The sequence below is a fragment of the Brevundimonas sp. GW821-FHT09G01 genome (assembly GCF_059416065.1).
This window is the reverse complement of the sequence record NZ_JBWKOL010000005.1, coordinates 37,400-52,584: the sequence shown is the minus strand read 5'-3', so window position 1 is coordinate 52,584 and position 15,185 is coordinate 37,400. Positions and strand designations below refer to the sequence as shown.

14 protein-coding genes are annotated in these 15,185 nt (G+C 67.9%); 3 read left to right on the top strand and 11 right to left on the bottom strand.

Going from position 1 to position 15,185, the window contains the following annotated elements:
• Positions 1-5 precede the first annotated feature (5 nt).
• The gene (locus AC07NB_RS11025) at positions 6-818 is read right to left on the bottom strand and encodes a response regulator transcription factor (RefSeq protein WP_494571027.1); all 813 of its coding nucleotides are present in this window, start codon (positions 816-818) and stop codon (positions 6-8) included.
• A gap of 174 nt (positions 819-992) precedes the next feature.
• Between AC07NB_RS11025 and AC07NB_RS11020 the strand changes: the two genes are divergently transcribed.
• A complete protein-coding gene (locus tag AC07NB_RS11020) occupies positions 993-1,457 on the top strand; it encodes a nuclear transport factor 2 family protein (RefSeq protein ID WP_494571026.1) in 465 nt (154 codons plus the stop codon).
• A 62-nt stretch (positions 1,458-1,519) separates the two neighbouring features.
• Here AC07NB_RS11020 and AC07NB_RS11015 read toward each other — a convergent pair whose 3' ends face one another.
• The gene (locus AC07NB_RS11015; protein ID WP_494571025.1) at positions 1,520-2,710 is read right to left on the bottom strand and encodes an acyl-CoA dehydrogenase; all 1,191 of its coding nucleotides are present in this window, start codon (positions 2,708-2,710) and stop codon (positions 1,520-1,522) included.
• 138 nt (positions 2,711-2,848) lie between these two features.
• Between AC07NB_RS11015 and AC07NB_RS11010 the strand changes: the two genes are divergently transcribed.
• Together AC07NB_RS11010 and AC07NB_RS11005 are read left to right on the top strand one after the other, a co-directional pair.
• Positions 2,849-3,115 (top strand): DUF6356 family protein, encoded by a 267-nt coding sequence (locus tag AC07NB_RS11010; RefSeq protein ID WP_494571024.1) that lies wholly within the window; start codon positions 2,849-2,851, stop codon positions 3,113-3,115.
• A gap of 29 nt (positions 3,116-3,144) precedes the next feature.
• Entirely contained in the window at positions 3,145-4,335 is a 1,191-nt protein-coding gene (locus tag AC07NB_RS11005; RefSeq protein ID WP_494571023.1) for a CaiB/BaiF CoA transferase family protein, read from the top strand.
• Positions 4,336-4,358: 23 nt separating this feature from the next.
• On the opposite strand, the gene AC07NB_RS11000 is transcribed toward AC07NB_RS11005, so the two are convergent.
• The 9 genes from AC07NB_RS11000 to AC07NB_RS10960 all read right to left on the bottom strand — a co-directional run bounded on the left by AC07NB_RS11000 (position 4,359) and on the right by AC07NB_RS10960 (position 15,131).
• The gene (locus AC07NB_RS11000) at positions 4,359-4,658 is read right to left on the bottom strand and encodes a DUF1330 domain-containing protein (protein WP_492312141.1); all 300 of its coding nucleotides are present in this window, start codon (positions 4,656-4,658) and stop codon (positions 4,359-4,361) included.
• Positions 4,659-4,682: 24 nt separating this feature from the next.
• Complete coding sequence (locus AC07NB_RS10995) at positions 4,683-5,120, bottom strand: hypothetical protein (RefSeq protein ID WP_494571022.1); 438 nt, start codon at positions 5,118-5,120, stop codon at positions 4,683-4,685.
• Positions 5,121-5,124: 4 nt separating this feature from the next.
• Positions 5,125-6,696, bottom strand: coding sequence for a 2-oxoglutarate dehydrogenase complex dihydrolipoyllysine-residue succinyltransferase (odhB, locus tag AC07NB_RS10990; protein ID WP_494571021.1), 1,572 nt, complete (start codon positions 6,694-6,696; stop codon positions 5,125-5,127).
• A gap of 44 nt (positions 6,697-6,740) precedes the next feature.
• Complete coding sequence (locus AC07NB_RS10985; RefSeq protein ID WP_494571020.1) at positions 6,741-9,743, bottom strand: 2-oxoglutarate dehydrogenase E1 component; 3,003 nt, start codon at positions 9,741-9,743, stop codon at positions 6,741-6,743.
• Positions 9,744-9,971: 228 nt separating this feature from the next.
• On the bottom strand, positions 9,972-10,244 hold the full coding sequence (locus tag AC07NB_RS10980; protein ID WP_492312137.1) for a hypothetical protein: 273 nt from the start codon (positions 10,242-10,244) through the stop codon (positions 9,972-9,974).
• A 111-nt stretch (positions 10,245-10,355) separates the two neighbouring features.
• Positions 10,356-11,258: a succinate--CoA ligase subunit alpha gene (gene sucD, locus AC07NB_RS10975; RefSeq protein WP_492312136.1), complete on the bottom strand. Its 903-nt coding sequence runs from the start codon at positions 11,256-11,258 to the stop codon at positions 10,356-10,358.
• 21 nt (positions 11,259-11,279) lie between these two features.
• On the bottom strand, positions 11,280-12,152 hold the full coding sequence (locus AC07NB_RS10970) for a glycosyltransferase family protein (RefSeq protein ID WP_291836988.1): 873 nt from the start codon (positions 12,150-12,152) through the stop codon (positions 11,280-11,282).
• 50 nt (positions 12,153-12,202) lie between these two features.
• Positions 12,203-13,393, bottom strand: a complete 1,191-nt coding sequence (gene sucC, locus AC07NB_RS10965) for an ADP-forming succinate--CoA ligase subunit beta (protein WP_494571019.1) — start codon at positions 13,391-13,393, stop codon at positions 12,203-12,205.
• Between the two features lie 214 nt (positions 13,394-13,607).
• Positions 13,608-15,131, bottom strand: coding sequence for a spinster family MFS transporter (locus tag AC07NB_RS10960; RefSeq protein WP_494571018.1), 1,524 nt, complete (start codon positions 15,129-15,131; stop codon positions 13,608-13,610).
• Between the last annotated feature and the right edge of the window lie 54 nt (positions 15,132-15,185).

Genomic DNA, 15,185 nt, shown 5'->3' with positions numbered 1-15,185 from the left:
CGATCTCAGCCCGTCCAGTCGGACAGGTCGCGGAACACCAGGCTCTGGCTGCGCGCCGAGACGATCAGCGGATGGAGGTCGTCGCCCAGTTCGGACGCCTGTTCCTTCAGCCGTCGGCGCAGGGCGCTGATGCGGGCGTCGATGATGTTGACGAAATTGTCGGGCAGGAAATTCCACTCCACCCAGCACCGGTCCCACAGCATGGTCTTGGTCACCGGCTGGCCGCGCGCGGTCATCAGCTCGCAGACGATGGCGAATTCGAGCGGCGACAGGTCGATGGTGCGCGACGTCGCCTCCAGCTCCAGCTTCACCGTGCGCGCACCGAACGACAGGCGGATGGGTCCGTTGGCCAGATCGGCGTTCACGGGTTTCGCCCGGCGGGCGGCGCGGCGCAGCTGGGCGGCGATGCGCGCCAGCAGTTCCTCGTCCCCCACCGGCTTGGCCACATAGTCGTCGGCGCCCTCCAGCAGGCCCTCGACCTTCTGCCGCTCGCCGCCCAGGGCCGTCAGCATCAGGGCGGGCGCATCGGACGACGGCCCGTTGGAGGCGCGCAGGCGCTTCAGCGTCTCCAGGCCGTCCATCCCGGCAGTCAGGCGGTCGAGGATCAGCACGTCATAGGGCCGGGCCGCCGCCGCCTCGAGCGCGGTCTCGCCCCGGTCGACCCGGTCCACCCGCTCGAAGCCGGCGCGCAGCAGCCGTTCGGCGACGTGTTCGGACAGGTCTGGATCATCCTCGAGCAACAGGGCGGCGCGGCCCGCGAAGACCTCGCGCAGCCGGGCGAAAGGGTCCTCGCCCGCGATCACTGGTTCTCCGTCCATCAGCCGCCTCCCGTCGCCGAACGATAGGACGTTGAAGCCGAATGACAAAGCTCGCCGGTCCCGACCGCCACCGTGCACGCGCGCGGGCGGACGCGGGGCTGATTCTTCCTGATCGAACGGCGATTGCCGGTCCGGCGGCGCATGCTACCGTTCCGCCCTGTTCGGAGGGATCCCATGCTCGTCGCCACCGCTCTCGCGCTTTCGCTTCAGGCCGCCCCGGCGGGCGCCGTCGATCCCGCCTCGCCCGAAGGCGCCGCGGTGATGGCGCCCGTGAACGCCGTCTTCGCGGCGCTCGCCGCCCGCGACGGCCAGGCGATCCTGCCTCACGTCGATCAGAACGGCCGGATCACCGTCGTGGTGGATCGCGTCGACGGCGCACGCCGCGTCGGTACGCCGACCTGGGCGGAGTTCGCCAGCGGCCTGACCGCCGGGCCGGAGCGGTTCGAGGAGCAGATGCCCAACCCGACCGTGGCCATCGACGGCAATATCGCCACGGTCTGGGGCCGCTATGTCTTCAAGATCGACGGCCAGACCAGCCACTGCGGCGTCAACCATTTCGACCTGATCCGCCGCAACGACGCGTGGACCATCGTCAACCTGACCTGGAGCCAGCGCACCACGGGCTGCGAGGCGCTGTAGGCCCGACCAAAGGTCACCCTCGCGCTCAAGCAGCGAGCGAGCGCGTCGCGAGCGATAGCGCCCTAAAAAGCGCTCTCGCCCGTGATGGCCCGGCCCAGGATCAGCGCGTGGACGTCGTGGGCGCCCTCGTAGGTGTTGACCGTCTCCAGGTTCATGGCGTGGCGCATGACGTGCATCTCGCCCGTGATCCCGGCGCCGCCGTGCATGTCGCGGGCCTCGCGGGCGATGGCCAGGGCCTTGCCGCAGTTGTTGCGCTTCATCATCGAGATGGCTTCCGGGACCCAGTCGCCGGCGTCCAGGCGGCGGCCCAGGGCCAGCGCGCCCTCGAAGCCGAGGAAGATCTCGGTCTGCATGTCGGCCAGCTTCTTCTGCACCAGCTGGCGGGCGGCCAGCGGGCGGCCGAACAGCATGCGCTCGGCGACATAGCCGCGGGTCAGGTGGAAGCAGGCCTCGGCCGCGCCCATCGCGCCCCAGGAGATGCCGTAGCGCGCCTTGTTCAGGCAGGAGAACGGGCCGCGCAGGCCCTTCACACCCGGCAGCAGGTTCTCTTCGGGCACGAAGACGTCGTTCAGGCCGATGTCGCCGGTGACCGAGGCGCGCAGGGACAGCTTGTCGCCGATCTTGTCGGCGGTGAAACCGTCGAAGCCGCGCTCGACGATGAAGCCGCGGATGACGTCGTCCAGCTTGGCCCAGACAATGGCCAGGTCGCTGATAGGGCTGTTGGTGATCCAGTATTTGGCGCCGTTCAGGCGGTAGCCGCCGTCGACCTTGACCGCCTTGGTCTTCATCGAGGCCGGGTCCGACCCGCCGTCGGCCTCGGTCAGGCCGAAGCAGCCGATCAGCTCGCCGGCCGCCATCCTCGGGAGGAAACGAAGTTTCTGCTCTTCCGAGCCGAAGGCGTAGATCGGGTACATGGCCAGCGACGACTGCACCGACATGGCCGAGCGGTAGCCCGAATCGACCGCCTCGATCTCGCGCGCGATCAGGCCGTAGGCCACATGGCTGGCGCCCGCGCCGCCGTACTGTTCCGGCAGGGTGGCCCCCAGGAAGCCCATCTCGCCCATCTCGGTCATGATCGAGCGGTCGAAGGTCTCGTCCCGGAAGGCGGCGACCACGCGCGGCAGCAGCTTCTCGCGGGCGTAGGCCCGGGCCGCCTCCTGGATCATCCGCTCGTCGTCGGTCAGCCGCCCGTCCAGATCCAGCGGATCGTCCCAGCGGAAGGTCTTTTGATGAGCGCTGACGCCGTCGGCCATTCTAATCTTCCCAGTAGCGGTGCGGGGTTCAGGTGATCGTGAGGATCCGTGACGATCAGCCCCCTGTTCTGGGCTGCGGTTTAGGCCAGAATGGCGGCGACGGGTAGAGGGAGCGCCCGTCGCAGGCTATGCAGGGACATGACCCGAACGCTGAAACAACTGTTCGCCGATCACCCGAGAGAGGTGGGCGAGGGCTATTTTGAGCATATGGCGCACTCGGCGAGCTTCGGCTTCAAGCTGGCGCGGCTGTCGGCGACCGCCTTCGTGCACGCGATGGTGCCCGGGATTCACAAGACGACCGTCTCGGACGAGATCAAATGCATGGCCCGCGACATGGGCGGCCGCGCCGAAGAGGCCCGCGAATGCCGCATGAAGGATGCCGGCGTCTGGGACGTGGGTTTGTAGGCTCGCCGGCCAACGGCTAAGCAGGGGCCATGACCCAAGGCCCCCTCTCAGGCGTTCGCGTTCTCGATCTCAGCCGCGTGCTGGCCGGTCCATGGGCGACCCAGACCCTGGCGGACCTCGGGGCCGAGGTGATCAAGATCGAGCGGCCCGGCGTCGGCGACGACACCCGCCAGTGGGGCCCGCCCTTCACCACCAGAACCGACGGATCCAGGGGCGACGCCGCCTATTTCCTGTGCGCCAACCGGGGCAAGAAGTCGGTCGAGCTGGACATCGCCAGCCCCGAGGGCGCCGCCGCCGTGCGCGACCTGGCCAAGACCTGCGACGTGGTGGTCGAGAATTTCAAGACCGGCGGCCTGCGCAAATACGGCCTCGACTACGCCGGCCTGTCGGCGGTCAATCCGAAGCTGGTCTACTGCTCCATCACCGGCTTCGGTCAGGACGGGCCGGACGCCCACCGGGCCGGCTACGACTATATGATCCAGGCCATGGGCGGGCTGATGTCGATCACCGGCCAGCCGGACGGCGCGCCCGGCGCCGAGCCGATGAAGGTCGGGGTGGCGGTCGTGGACCTGTTCACGGGCCTGTACGCCTCCAACGCCATCCTGGCCGCCCTGATGCACGCCCGGGCCAGCGGCGAGGGCCAGCACGTCGACATCGCCCTGTTCGACGTCCAGGCGGCCATGCTGGCCAATCAGGCGGCCAACTACTTCGTCTCCGGCAGGGCGCCGACGCGGATGGGCAACGCCCACCCCAACCTGGCCCCCTACCAGCCCTTCCCCTGCGCGGACGGCATGGTGGTCATCGCGGTCGGCAATGACGGCCAGTTCCGCGCCCTATGCCTGGCGCTGGGCGTCGAGGGCATGGGGACGCAGGCGCGCTTCGCGACCAATGCCGCCCGCATCGAGCACCGCACGGACCTGACCGCCGAGCTTGCCGCCCTGACCGCGCCGCACAGCATGAAGGCCCTGATGGCCATGCTGGAAGCGGCGGGCGTGCCCTGCGGCCCGGTCAACACCATCGATCAGGTCTTCGACGAGCCCCAGGCCAGGCATCGCGGGCTAGCGGTCGAGCAGACCCGCGCCGATCTGGCCGGTCCGGTCCGCACCGTCGCCTCGCCGATCCGCATGTCCAGGACGCCCGTCCGCTACGACCTGCCGCCGCCGGCGCTGGGGGCCGATACGGACGCGGTGCTGGGGACGCGAGGCTCGCGGGAGACCTGATCGCCCGCCGGGGGTGAGCCGGTTCAGTCCTCCGGGATCGCCTCGATGATCCGCAGGTCGCGGATCGCCGCGTCCCCCAGAACGCGCAGCGCCTCCTGATAGGCCGGGCTATCATGGGTCGCGATCGCCTGTTCGACGCTTTCGAACTCGATCAGCGTGGTGCGCTCGACCACGCCTGATTCAAACGCCGCGGCCGGGGTTCCGCGCGCCAGGAACCGCCCGCCGCCCTGCCGCATCGCCGGCCCCGCCAGCTTGATGTAGGCCTCAAGCCGCGCGGGGTCGCTGATCGAGCGGAAGGTGTTGATCCAGTAGGCCTTGGCCATCGCATATGTCCTTCGCGTGGAGCGTCAGTAGCCCCCCGGGTCTCCGCCCATCATCGTGAGGATGCAGCCGGCCAGCGGAAAGACCACGAAGAACAGGACGACCACGACGACCCCCGCCTTCTTGGCGTGGCGCATCACACCCTGGACTTCATGCTCGTCCAGTTCCCCGACCTTGCCAGGCGTATGGTCCAGCATCCATTCGCCGGTCGTTTCCGCCTCGTCCGCGAATTCGCCGGCGCGCATTCGGGCGATCACCTGCCGCGCTTCGACGATCCGAGCGGATTCCGTCGCCACCCGGACGCCGCCCAGGCCGATCAGCATGTCCGGGTTCATGGTCGCCATGTCACGGTCAGGCAGCCAGGCCTCTATCCCGTGCCGCCGGAGCATGGTGACCGCCAGTTCCGCCTCCGGAAGGGTGGAGAAACGGGCGACCTCGAGAATGTCCCGGACCGCCGAGGTCACGTTGTCAGAGATCCAGCAGCGCGCGCGCCGGGTCTTCCAGCAGATCCTTCACGCGGACCAGGAAGGTCACGGCTTCCTTGCCGTCGACGATGCGGTGATCGTAGCTGAGGGCCACGTACATCATCGGGCGGATCTTCACCTCGCCGTTGATGGCCATCGGGCGCTGCACGATGTTGTGCATGCCCAGGATGCCCGACTGCGGCGCGTTCAGGATCGGCGTCGACATCAGCGAGCCGTAGGTGCCGCCGTTGGTGATGGTGAAGGTGCCGCCCTGCAGCTGGTCCAGGGTCAGGTGGCCGTCGCGGGCCGCCTTGCCCAGATCGCCGATGCCCTTCTCGATGCCGGCCAGCGACAGGGCGTCGGCGTCGCGCAGCACCGGCACGACAAGGCCCTTGTCGGTGCCGACGGCCACGCCGATGTCGTAGTGGTTCTTGTAGATGATGTCCGTTCCGTCGATCTCGGCGTTGACCGACGGGATCTCCTTCAGGGCCGCGACGACGGCCTTGGTGAAGAAGGACATGAAGCCCAGCTTCACGCCATGGCGCTTCTCGAACACGTCCTTGTACTGGGCCCGCAGCGCCATGATGTTGGTCATGTCCACCTCGTTGAAGGTGGTAAGCTGGGCGGCGGTGTTCTGCGATTCCTTCAGACGGCGGGCGATGGTCTGACGCAGGCGCGTCATCTTCACCCGCTCTTCGCGCGGCTGGTCGGCGCGCGGGGCGGCCGGGGCGGCGACGGGAGCCGGGGCCGACGGCGCCGGAGCGGCCTGCGGAGCGGCGGCCCCGATGGCGGCCAGGGCGTCGCCCTTGGTGATGTTACCCTTCGGGCCGGTGGCCTCGATGGCCTTCGGATCGAGGTTGTTCTCGGTCACCACGCGCTGGACGGCGGGCGACAGGTGCGGGGCGTCGCCCGAGGACGCGGAAGCGAACTGGGCCGAGCCGCTGTTGGCCGGAGCGGCGGCGGCCGGAGCGGCGGCGGGGACATCGCCCGAGGCGGCGATCGAGCCGATCTGCTGGCCCGGCGTGACGGTGGCGCCCGAGTCGGCGAGGATGGTCAGCACGCCGGCGGCCGGGGCCGACACCTCGACGGCGACCTTGTCGGTCTCGATCTCGACCAGCAGTTCGTCCTTGGCGACCGTGTCGCCGGACTTCTTCAGCCAGGTTCCCATCGAGCCTTCGGCGACGCTTTCCCCCATGGTCGGGGTGGAGATCGGCACGACGCCGCCCGAGGCGGCGGGTGCCGGAGCCGGAGCGGCGGCGGGCGCCTCTGCGGCCGGGGCGGCTTCGGTCTTGGGCGCTTCGGCGGCCGGAGCGGCGACGACGGCAGGGGCCGGGGCGCTCGCGCCTTCCGACACCACGCCCAGCACGGCGTTCGGGGTGACCGTGTCGCCTTCGGCGAACTTGATCTCGGCCAGCACGCCGTCGGCGGGCGAAACGACTTCCAGCGAGACCTTGTCGGTCTCCAGCTCGACCAGGACTTCGTCCTTCTTCACCGGATCACCGGCCTTCTTCGTCCACTTGCCGATGGTGGCTTCGGTGACGGATTCGCCGAGGGCGGGGGTGAGGATGTCGGCCATGGTCGGGTCCAGGTCTCGTTCAGATCAGAAGTGCGGCTACGCTATCAGGCGAAGGCGTCGGTCAGGAAGGCGTCGAGTTCTTTCAGGTGCCGGCTCATCAGGCCCGCGGCGGTCGAGGCCGAGGCCGGACGACCGACGTAGCGGGCCCGCTTGGCCTTCACGTCCAGTTTTTCGAGCGTCAGTTCGATCCACGGATCGACGAAAGTCCAGCCGCCCATGTTCTTCGGCTCTTCCTGACACCAGACCAGTTCGGCGTTCGGGAAGCGGGCCAGTTCGGTCATCATCGACTTCATCGGCCACGGATAGAACTGCTCCAGACGCAGCAGATAGACGTCGTCGATCCCGTCGCGCTCGCGGCGGTCCAGCAGGTCGTAATAGACCTTGCCCGAGCACAGGACGACGCGGCGGATGTCCTTGTCGGCTCTGATCTTGACGCCGGCCACCTCCGGACGCGTCTGGGCGTCGTCGTGCAGCACACGGTGGAAGGAGCTGCCCTCCGCCATGTCCGCCAGGGTCGAGACCGCCTTCTTGTGACGCAGCAGCGACTTGGGCGTCATCATGATCAGCGGCTTGCGGAACGGCCGGTGCATCTGGCGACGCAGGATGTGGAAATAGTTGGCCGGGGTCGTGCAGTTGGCGACCTGCATGTTGTCTTCGGCGCAGGCCTGCAGGAAGCGCTCCAGACGGGCCGACGAGTGCTCGGGGCCCTGCCCTTCGTAGCCGTGCGGCAGCAGCATGGTCAGGCCGCACATGCGCAGCCATTTGCGTTCGCCCGACGAGATGAACTGGTCGATCACCACCTGGGCGCCGTTCACGAAGTCGCCGAACTGGGCTTCCCACATGACCAGCGTGTTCGGGTCGGACAGGGCGTAGCCGTATTCGAAGCCCAGCACCGCCTCTTCCGACAGGGCCGAGTCGATGACCTCGAAATGGGACTGCTTGTCCGACAGGTTGTTCAGCGGGACGTAGCGCTTCTCGGTCGTCTGATCGACGATGCCCGAATGGCGCTGCGAGAAGGTGCCGCGCACCGAATCCTGACCCGACAGGCGGACCGGGAAGCCCTCTTCCAGCAGCGACCCGAAGGCCAGGCTCTCGGCCGTGGCCCAGTCGATGTTCTGGCCGGACGTGATCATCTCGCGGCGGCCGTCGATGACGCGCTTCAGCGTCTTGTGGATGTCGACGGCGTTCGGGATGGTCGTCAGGCGGTGCCCGATGTCGGACAGCTTGGCCAGCGGGACAGCGGTCTCGCCGCGGCGCTCATCGCCTTCGGCCAGGCCGATGCCGGTCCACTGACCGTCCAGCCAGTCGGCCTTCTTGGCCTCGAAGGCCTTGCCGGCGTCGAACTCGGCGTCGAGGAAGGCCTCGAAGCGCGCGACCTCGGTGTCGATCTCGGCCTGGGTGACCACGCCTTCCTTGACCAGGCGCGCGGCGTAGATCTCGCGCGTCGAGGGCAGGGCGCGGATCTTCGAATACATCAGCGGCTGGGTGAAGGTGGGGTCGTCGCCTTCGTTGTGGCCGAAGCGGCGGTAGCAGAACATGTCCACCACCGCGTCCTTGTGGAATTTCTGGCGGTATTCGGTGGCCACCTTGGAGGCGAAGACGACCGCTTCCGGATCGTCCCCGTTCACGTGGAAGATCGGGGCCTGGACCATCAGCGCCACATCCGACGGATAGGGCGACGAGCGCGAGTTGCGCGGGCTGGTGGTGAAGCCGATCTGGTTGTTGATCACGAAATGCAGGGTGCCGCCGGTGCGGTAGCCCTTCAGCCCCATCAGGGCGAAACATTCCGCCACCACGCCCTGGCCGGCGAAGGCGGCGTCGCCGTGGATCAGCAGCGGCACGACCTTGGAACGGTCCAGCGCCCACTCTTCCTCGGGCTTGCCGACGTTGGCCTCGCGGATGTCGAAGGCCTGCTTGGCGCGCGCCTTGCCCAGGACGACCGGGTTGACGATCTCCAGGTGCGAGGGGTTGGCGGTCAGCGACAGGTGGACGGTGTTGCCGTCGAACTCGCGGTCCGAGCTGGCGCCCATGTGATATTTGACGTCACCCGAACCCTCGATGTCCGAAGGCACGGTCGAGCCGCCCTGGAACTCGTGGAAGATGGCGCGATAGGGCTTGCCCATCACCGCGGCGAGCGTGTTCAGGCGGCCGCGGTGGGCCATGCCCAGCACGATCTCGTCGACGCCCAGCGACCCGCCGCGCTTGATGACCTGCTCCAGCGCCGGGACCATGGCCTCGCCGCCGTCCAGGCCGAAGCGCTTGGTGCCGGGGAACCGCTTGTGCAGGAAGCGCTCGAAGCCCTCGGCCTCGATCAGCTTGTTCAGGATCGCCAGCTTGCCTTCCTTGGAGAAGGCGTTCTGCTCGAACTTGTCCGGCCCCTCGAAGCGCTGCTGGAGCCAGGACTTCTCCTCCGGCTCCGCGATATGCATGAACTGGATGCCGATGTTGCCGCAGTAGGTGCGACGCAGGATGGCCAGCACCTCGCGGATGCTGCCGGTCTGCAGGCCCAGCACGCCGTCCAGGAAGATCGGACGGTCCATGTCGGCGGCGGTGAAGCCGTAGAATTCGGGAGTCAGCTCGGGGTTGTTCACCGGCTGCTCGATGCCCAGCGGATCCAGCGTCGCCTGCAGGTGGCCGCGCACGCGGTAGCTGCGGATCAGCATCAGGGCGCGGATCGAATCGTGGGCGGCGGCGCGGATCTCGTCCGCCGAGGCGGCGGGCGCGGCGGCGGCCGGAGCTGCGGCGGCGACAGGCGCGCCGGGCTTCTTCGGATCGGGCTTGGGCGCCGGCCAGCGACCGTCGAACACGGCCTCGGCTTCGGTCGGTTCGCTGGTGATCGGACGGCCCCAGCCGCCCGCGGCGCCGGCGGCCTTCACCTGCTCGGCGTTGTCACGCAGCTGGTCGAAGAAGGCGCGCCACTCAGCGGACACGGAGGCGGGATTGTCGGCCCACTTCTCGTGAAGGTCCTCGATAAACGAGGCATTGGAGCCATACAGGAAGCTGGTCTCGGCAAAGACCTGGTTCAGCCGACCGGCATCGTCCGCCATCGTTCTCGTCAGTCCCTTGAAGCGCGCGCGCACGTCTGCGCGGAGGCGACGGCGCTCATATAGGCGCTGTTTCCTTATGGGTCATGACCGAATAGCGGCGCTAGGGTCGAATTTCGCTGAAATCGGGTGAAATTCGCCCGCGTCATGCCCCACAAGTGAGACATCGGCTCGCGTCCGCCACGCCGACCCGGTCAGCGAACCGCGCCGGCGTGGCCTGACGTCAGTTCATTATTCGTAGATGGCGCCGTTGTCGGTGCAGGTCCCGATGCGCACCCGCACCTCGTACTGGGTCACCTGGCCGTCGGGATATTGCGTCACCCCGGCCCAGCCATTGTAGCAGACCCCCTGCCACGAGCCGACCTGCTCGGTGAGGGTGGCGTCGCTGTAGTACAGATAGCTGTACAGCGGCTCGGACAGGGCGACCGCGGGGCCGGCTGCGGCGCCGACGAAGACGGCGACCGACGCGGCGACGGCCGACAGGAGCTTGAGACGAATCGTCATGGGAACCTCCGAACTCGCCCTCCAGATGAGGGCGTCGGACGTTCGCCTATTGCGCGAGATCAAGTCAACCGGTGCGAGCATCCGGCCCAAGCCGGATGCTCGCCGGAAGGATCAGCCCTTCAGGACTTCCACCAGGGTCGTGCCCAGGCGCGCCGGCGACGGCGACACGCGGATGCCCGCGGCCTCCATGGCGGCGATCTTGGATTCCGCGTCGCCCTTGCCGCCCGAGACGATGGCGCCGGCGTGACCCATGGTGCGGCCCTTGGGCGCGGTGCGGCCCGCGATGAAGCCGGCCATCGGCTTCTTGCGGCCCTTCTTGGCCTCGTCGATCAGGAACTGGGCGGCTTCTTCTTCCGCGCCGCCGCCGATCTCGCCGATCATGATGATCGAGGTCGTCTCGGGGTCGGCCAGGAACAGCTCCAGCACGTCGATGAACTCGGTGCCCTTGACCGGGTCGCCGCCGATGCCGACCGCCGTAGTCTGGCCCAGGCCTTCGTTCGTGGTCTGGAACACCGCCTCATAGGTCAGGGTGCCCGAACGCGACACGATGCCGACGTTGCCCTTCTTGAAGATCGAGCCCGGCATGATGCCGATCTTGCACTCTTCCGGGGTCAGGACGCCCGGGCAGTTCGGGCCCAGCAGGCGCGACTTCGACTTCTCCAGGCGGGCCTTCACGCGCACCATGTCCAGCACCGGGATGCCCTCGGTGATGCAGGTGATGAAGGGGATCTCGGCGTCGATGGCCTCGATGATGGCGTCCGCGGCGCCCGCCGGCGGCACGTAGATGACCGAGGCGTCGGCGCCGGTGGCGTCCTTGGCTTCAGCGACCGTGGCGAAGATCGGCAGGGTCTCGCCTTCCGACCCGTGCCACAGCTCGCCGCCCTTCTTGGGGTGGATGCCGCCGACCATCTTGGTCCCGTAGTAGCGAAGCGCCTGCTCGGTGTGGAAGGTGCCGGTCTTGCCGGTCAGGCCCTGGACGAGGACCTTGGTGTCTTTGTTGACGAGGATGGACATCTGAAGGCTCTCTCTGGACGGTCAAATCGTTTGGTTGTTTGGAATGATCAGGTTGAGGCAGCGAAGGACGAAGGTCTGGAAGCCGCTGACCACGTAGATTCGCCGGAACAGCTCGGCCTCGGCGCCCAGGCGGCGCGCCCGGTCATAGAGCGCTGATTGCAGGCGTCGCTTGCGGCCCATCTCCCAGGTGTCCTGGACCGCCAGCCGCCGGTCCCACTTGCCGCGCCATTGCTCCAGGCTGATGGCGTCGTAATGGGCCAGAAGCAGCGTCTTGGCCACGGCGGCCGACAGGGGCGCGCCGCCGCGCTTGGATTCGTGGATGCAGATCTCGACGCCGGAAAGGCCGGCCCGGACCGCATGCTTGCCCATGTCGTGGCCGAGCAGACCCTGGGTGAAGAAGCCGCCGCAGCCCGGATAGAGCAGGTAGGGCAGGACCGAGCTGAAGGGGCGTCCATAGGATCGTCTGAAGAAGGCCGCCCCATACTCCTGGGACAGATCGTGCTGGTCGCTGTAGACCGCCTCGACGGTGCGGAAGATGACGGATTCCCGATCCGAAGCCGTCGACGCCAGCAGGTCGCCGATCGACCCCTCGCCCAGGATGAACTCGTCGATATCGACCACCAGAAGCCAGTCGGACGCCGTCTGGCGGTAGGCGAGATCGTAGACGGCCCTCTGCCGGTCCTCGACGCTTTCGGGACGTGAAACGCCCAGATCACGCCAGAAGCCCTCGTCGCAGGCGATGACCTCGGCGCCTTCAAAGTCCCCCGCCAGCGCCGTTTCCCCGTCGAAGAAGACGCGGATGCGATCCGCGCCTCTGCGGCGGTAGTGGGCGACGAAGGTGCTGATGTGCCGCTCCGGCGCCAGCGCCATCGCGACCACTTCGAACTTGGCCAAGGCCTCTCTCCAACCGGCCCCCGATGCTCAGGGACGGTAAGCGAATGAACTCAACCGACCGCCGCGACGATCTTCTGGGCGGCGTCGTCCAGGTCGTCGGCCGCGGTGATGGCCAGGCCCGACTCGTTCAGGATGGCCTTGCCTTCCTTCACGTTGGTGCCTTCCAGGCGAACGACCAGCGGCACCTTCAGGCCCACTTCCTTCACCGCCGCGACCACGCCCTCGGCGATGACGTCGCAGCGCATGATGCCGCCGAAGATGTTGACCAGGATGCCCTTCACGTTGGGGTCGGCCGTGATGATCTTGAAGGCCGCGGTGACCTTCTCCTTCGAGGCGCCGCCGCCGACGTCCAGGAAGTTGGCCGGCTCCTTGCCGTACAGCTTGATGATGTCCATCGTCGCCATGGCCAGGCCGGCGCCGTTGACCATGCAGCCGATGTCGCCGTCCAGGGCGACGTAGGCCAGGTCGTACTTGGACGCCTCGATCTCCTTGGCGTCTTCCTCGGTCTCGTCGCGCAGCGCCTTGATGTCCTCGTGGCGGAACAGGGCGTTGCCGTCGAAGCTGACCTTGGCGTCCAGCACCCGCAGGTGGCCGTCGGTCATGACGATCAGCGGATTGACTTCCAGCATGGCCATGTCGGTATCGACGAAGGCCTTGTACAGGATCGGGAACAGCGACTTGCCGTCCTCGGCCGCCGCGCCCGTCAGGCCGTAGGCGGTGTTGATCTTGGCCACGTCGGCGTCGGTGACGCCGGTGTTCGGATCGATGACCAGGGTGACGATCTTCTCGGGCGTGTCGTGGGCGACCGCCTCGATGTCCATGCCGCCCTCGGTCGAGACGACGAAAGCGATGCGGCCATGGTCGCGATCGACCAGGATCGACAGGTACAGCTCGCGATCGATGTCGGCGCCGTCCTCGATGTACAGGCGGTTGACCTGCTTGCCCGCGTCGCCGGTCTGGGCGGTCACCAGGGTGTTGCCCAGCATTTCCTTGGCGTTGGCCACGACCTCTTCGATCGAGCGGGCCAGGCGGACGCCGCCCTTGGCGTCGGGACCCAGTTCCTTGAACTTGCCCTTGCCGCGCCCGCCGGCGTGGATCTGGCTCTTCACGACATAGAGCGGACCCGGCAGCTGCCGCGCCGCGGCCTCGGCCTCGTCGGCGCTGGTGATGGCGACGCCGGCCGCGACCGGTGCGCCGAAGCCCTTCAGGACCTGTTTGGCCTGATACTCGTGAATGTTCATGGGGAGGACCGCTGCCTGGAAAACGTGGGGCGCTTATAGGACCCCCACGTTCGCAGGTGCAACCGTCACGCCGCGTCAGCCTGCGCGGCGGGGCGTTTTCCCTAGACCATTCTTGCTTCAGGTCGGTACGACCTGAACCCAAAAAATGCTCCAGCATCAAACTGGAGCGAAATCTGAGCTGAGTTGGACTGCGTCCAAGTCAACCGATTTCGCTCTAGTCCACCCAGTCCTTCTTGAGTGTCCGCGACGCGCCGATCAGCAGGAAGGCGGCCAGGATGTAGAAGCCCATGCCGGTGTAGATCGCCCAGCGCAGGCTCTCGTCCCCGAACTGCGGACGCAGCAGGTCGCTCATCCAGCCGAAGTAGAAGAAGCCGACGGCCAGGCCGAGCAGGTTGTTGATCAGCAGGAACAGGGCCGAGGCGGTCGAACGCATCGGGGCCGGGGCCAGATGCTGGACCGCCGCCGTGATCGGACCCAGCCAGGCCAGGTTCAGGCCGGTGGGGATCAGGAAGATGAAGAAGGCCAGGGTCAGCTGTTGCACCTGGGTGCCGCCCCCCGGAATGAACTGGCCGATCAGCCACGGCGAGTTCATCGCCAGCACGAAGCAGGGCGCCGAGATCAGGAAGGCGATGGCCGGGACCAGCGGATAGGCGCCCTTGCCGCGCTTGGCCAGCTTGTCCGCGATCATGCCGCCGCCCCAGATGCCCAGCAGGCCGCCGATGAGGGCGACGCCGGAATAGTACCAGCTGGTCTGGCCCAGGGTCAGGCCGAAGCTGCGCATCATGAACAGCGGCAGCCAGCCGGCGACGCCGTAGCCGCAGACCGAGGACGACGCCGCCCCCAGCGCCAGCAGCCAGAAGCTGCGCTTGGGGATCAGGACCGAGGCGGTCGAGCGGGCGACGAACAGCGAGGCGCCGATGGCGATGGCCAGCAGGCCGCCGAAGGCGAACAGCAGGGTCGAGGTCCCGCCGGTGAAATGCGAGATGGCGGCCGCGACGAGGGCGGCCACGCCCAGGACCAGCATGATCTGGGCGGCGCGCATCCCGGCGCGGGCCGAGCCCGGCGCGGCGGGCGTGGCGTCAGCCAGCGGATCCACGATCTTGGCCGCGTCGGTGGCGCCGCGTTTCGGATTGCGCACGGTCAACAGCAGCACGGGCGCCACGATCAGGCCGAGCAGGCCCACGGCGATGAAGGCGGTCTGCCAGCCGTAGGCCACGGCCACCAGGCCCCCGATCAGGGTGCCGGCCGCGGTGCCCAGCGGAATGCCGAAGGCGAAGGCCGCCAGGGCGCGGGCCCGCTGGTGCGGCGGGAAGTAGTCGGCGATCAGGGAATAGGCTGGGGCCACGCCGCCCGCCTCGCCCACGCCCACGCCCATGCGGAACAGGAACAGCTGGGTGAAGGAGCCGGCGACGCCGCACAGGGCGGTGAAGCCCGACCAGACCGCCAGGGCGCCGGTCATGATCCAGACGCGGCTGAACCGGTCGGCCAGCCAGGCCAGGGGAATGGCGAGGGTCGAATAGACCGAGGCGAAGGCGATGCCGCCCAGCAGTCCGAACTGGGTGTCCGACATGGCGAAATGCGCCTTCAGCGGCGCGGCCAGGATGCCGATGATCTGCCGGTCCAGGAAGTTCAGCATGTAGACCAGGATCAGGACCGCCAGCACATAGTAGCGGTAGCCCCCCTTGGCCGGCGGCTGGGCGGTCGTCGGTTCCGGGACAGGGGCGTCGGTGGCGGTCATGGCGTTTCCCTCGACTTGTATTTTTCTTTGAACGAACCGTAGCGGCGCCGTCGG

Excerpts from the sequence above, each read along its gene's own strand:
- AC07NB_RS11025 (WP_494571027.1), bottom strand. The coding sequence starts at position 818 with ATGGACGGAGAACCAGTGATCGCGGGCGAGGACCCTTTCGCCCGGCTG.
- sucD (WP_492312136.1), bottom strand. The coding sequence starts at position 11,258 with ATGTCCATCCTCGTCAACAAAGACACCAAGGTCCTCGTCCAGGGCCTG.
- AC07NB_RS10980 (WP_492312137.1), bottom strand. The coding sequence starts at position 10,244 with ATGACGATTCGTCTCAAGCTCCTGTCGGCCGTCGCCGCGTCGGTCGCC.
- odhB (WP_494571021.1), bottom strand. The coding sequence starts at position 6,696 with ATGGCCGACATCCTCACCCCCGCCCTCGGCGAATCCGTCACCGAAGCC.
- AC07NB_RS11015 (WP_494571025.1), bottom strand. The coding sequence starts at position 2,710 with ATGGCCGACGGCGTCAGCGCTCATCAAAAGACCTTCCGCTGGGACGAT.
- AC07NB_RS10985 (WP_494571020.1), bottom strand. The coding sequence starts at position 9,743 with ATGGCGGACGATGCCGGTCGGCTGAACCAGGTCTTTGCCGAGACCAGC.
- AC07NB_RS11020 (WP_494571026.1), top strand. The coding sequence starts at position 993 with ATGCTCGTCGCCACCGCTCTCGCGCTTTCGCTTCAGGCCGCCCCGGCG.
- AC07NB_RS11000 (WP_492312141.1), bottom strand. The coding sequence starts at position 4,658 with ATGGCCAAGGCCTACTGGATCAACACCTTCCGCTCGATCAGCGACCCC.
- sucC (WP_494571019.1), bottom strand. The coding sequence starts at position 13,393 with ATGAACATTCACGAGTATCAGGCCAAACAGGTCCTGAAGGGCTTCGGC.
- AC07NB_RS11005 (WP_494571023.1), top strand. The coding sequence starts at position 3,145 with ATGACCCAAGGCCCCCTCTCAGGCGTTCGCGTTCTCGATCTCAGCCGC.
- AC07NB_RS10960 (WP_494571018.1), bottom strand. The coding sequence starts at position 15,131 with ATGACCGCCACCGACGCCCCTGTCCCGGAACCGACGACCGCCCAGCCG.
- AC07NB_RS11010 (WP_494571024.1), top strand. The coding sequence starts at position 2,849 with ATGACCCGAACGCTGAAACAACTGTTCGCCGATCACCCGAGAGAGGTG.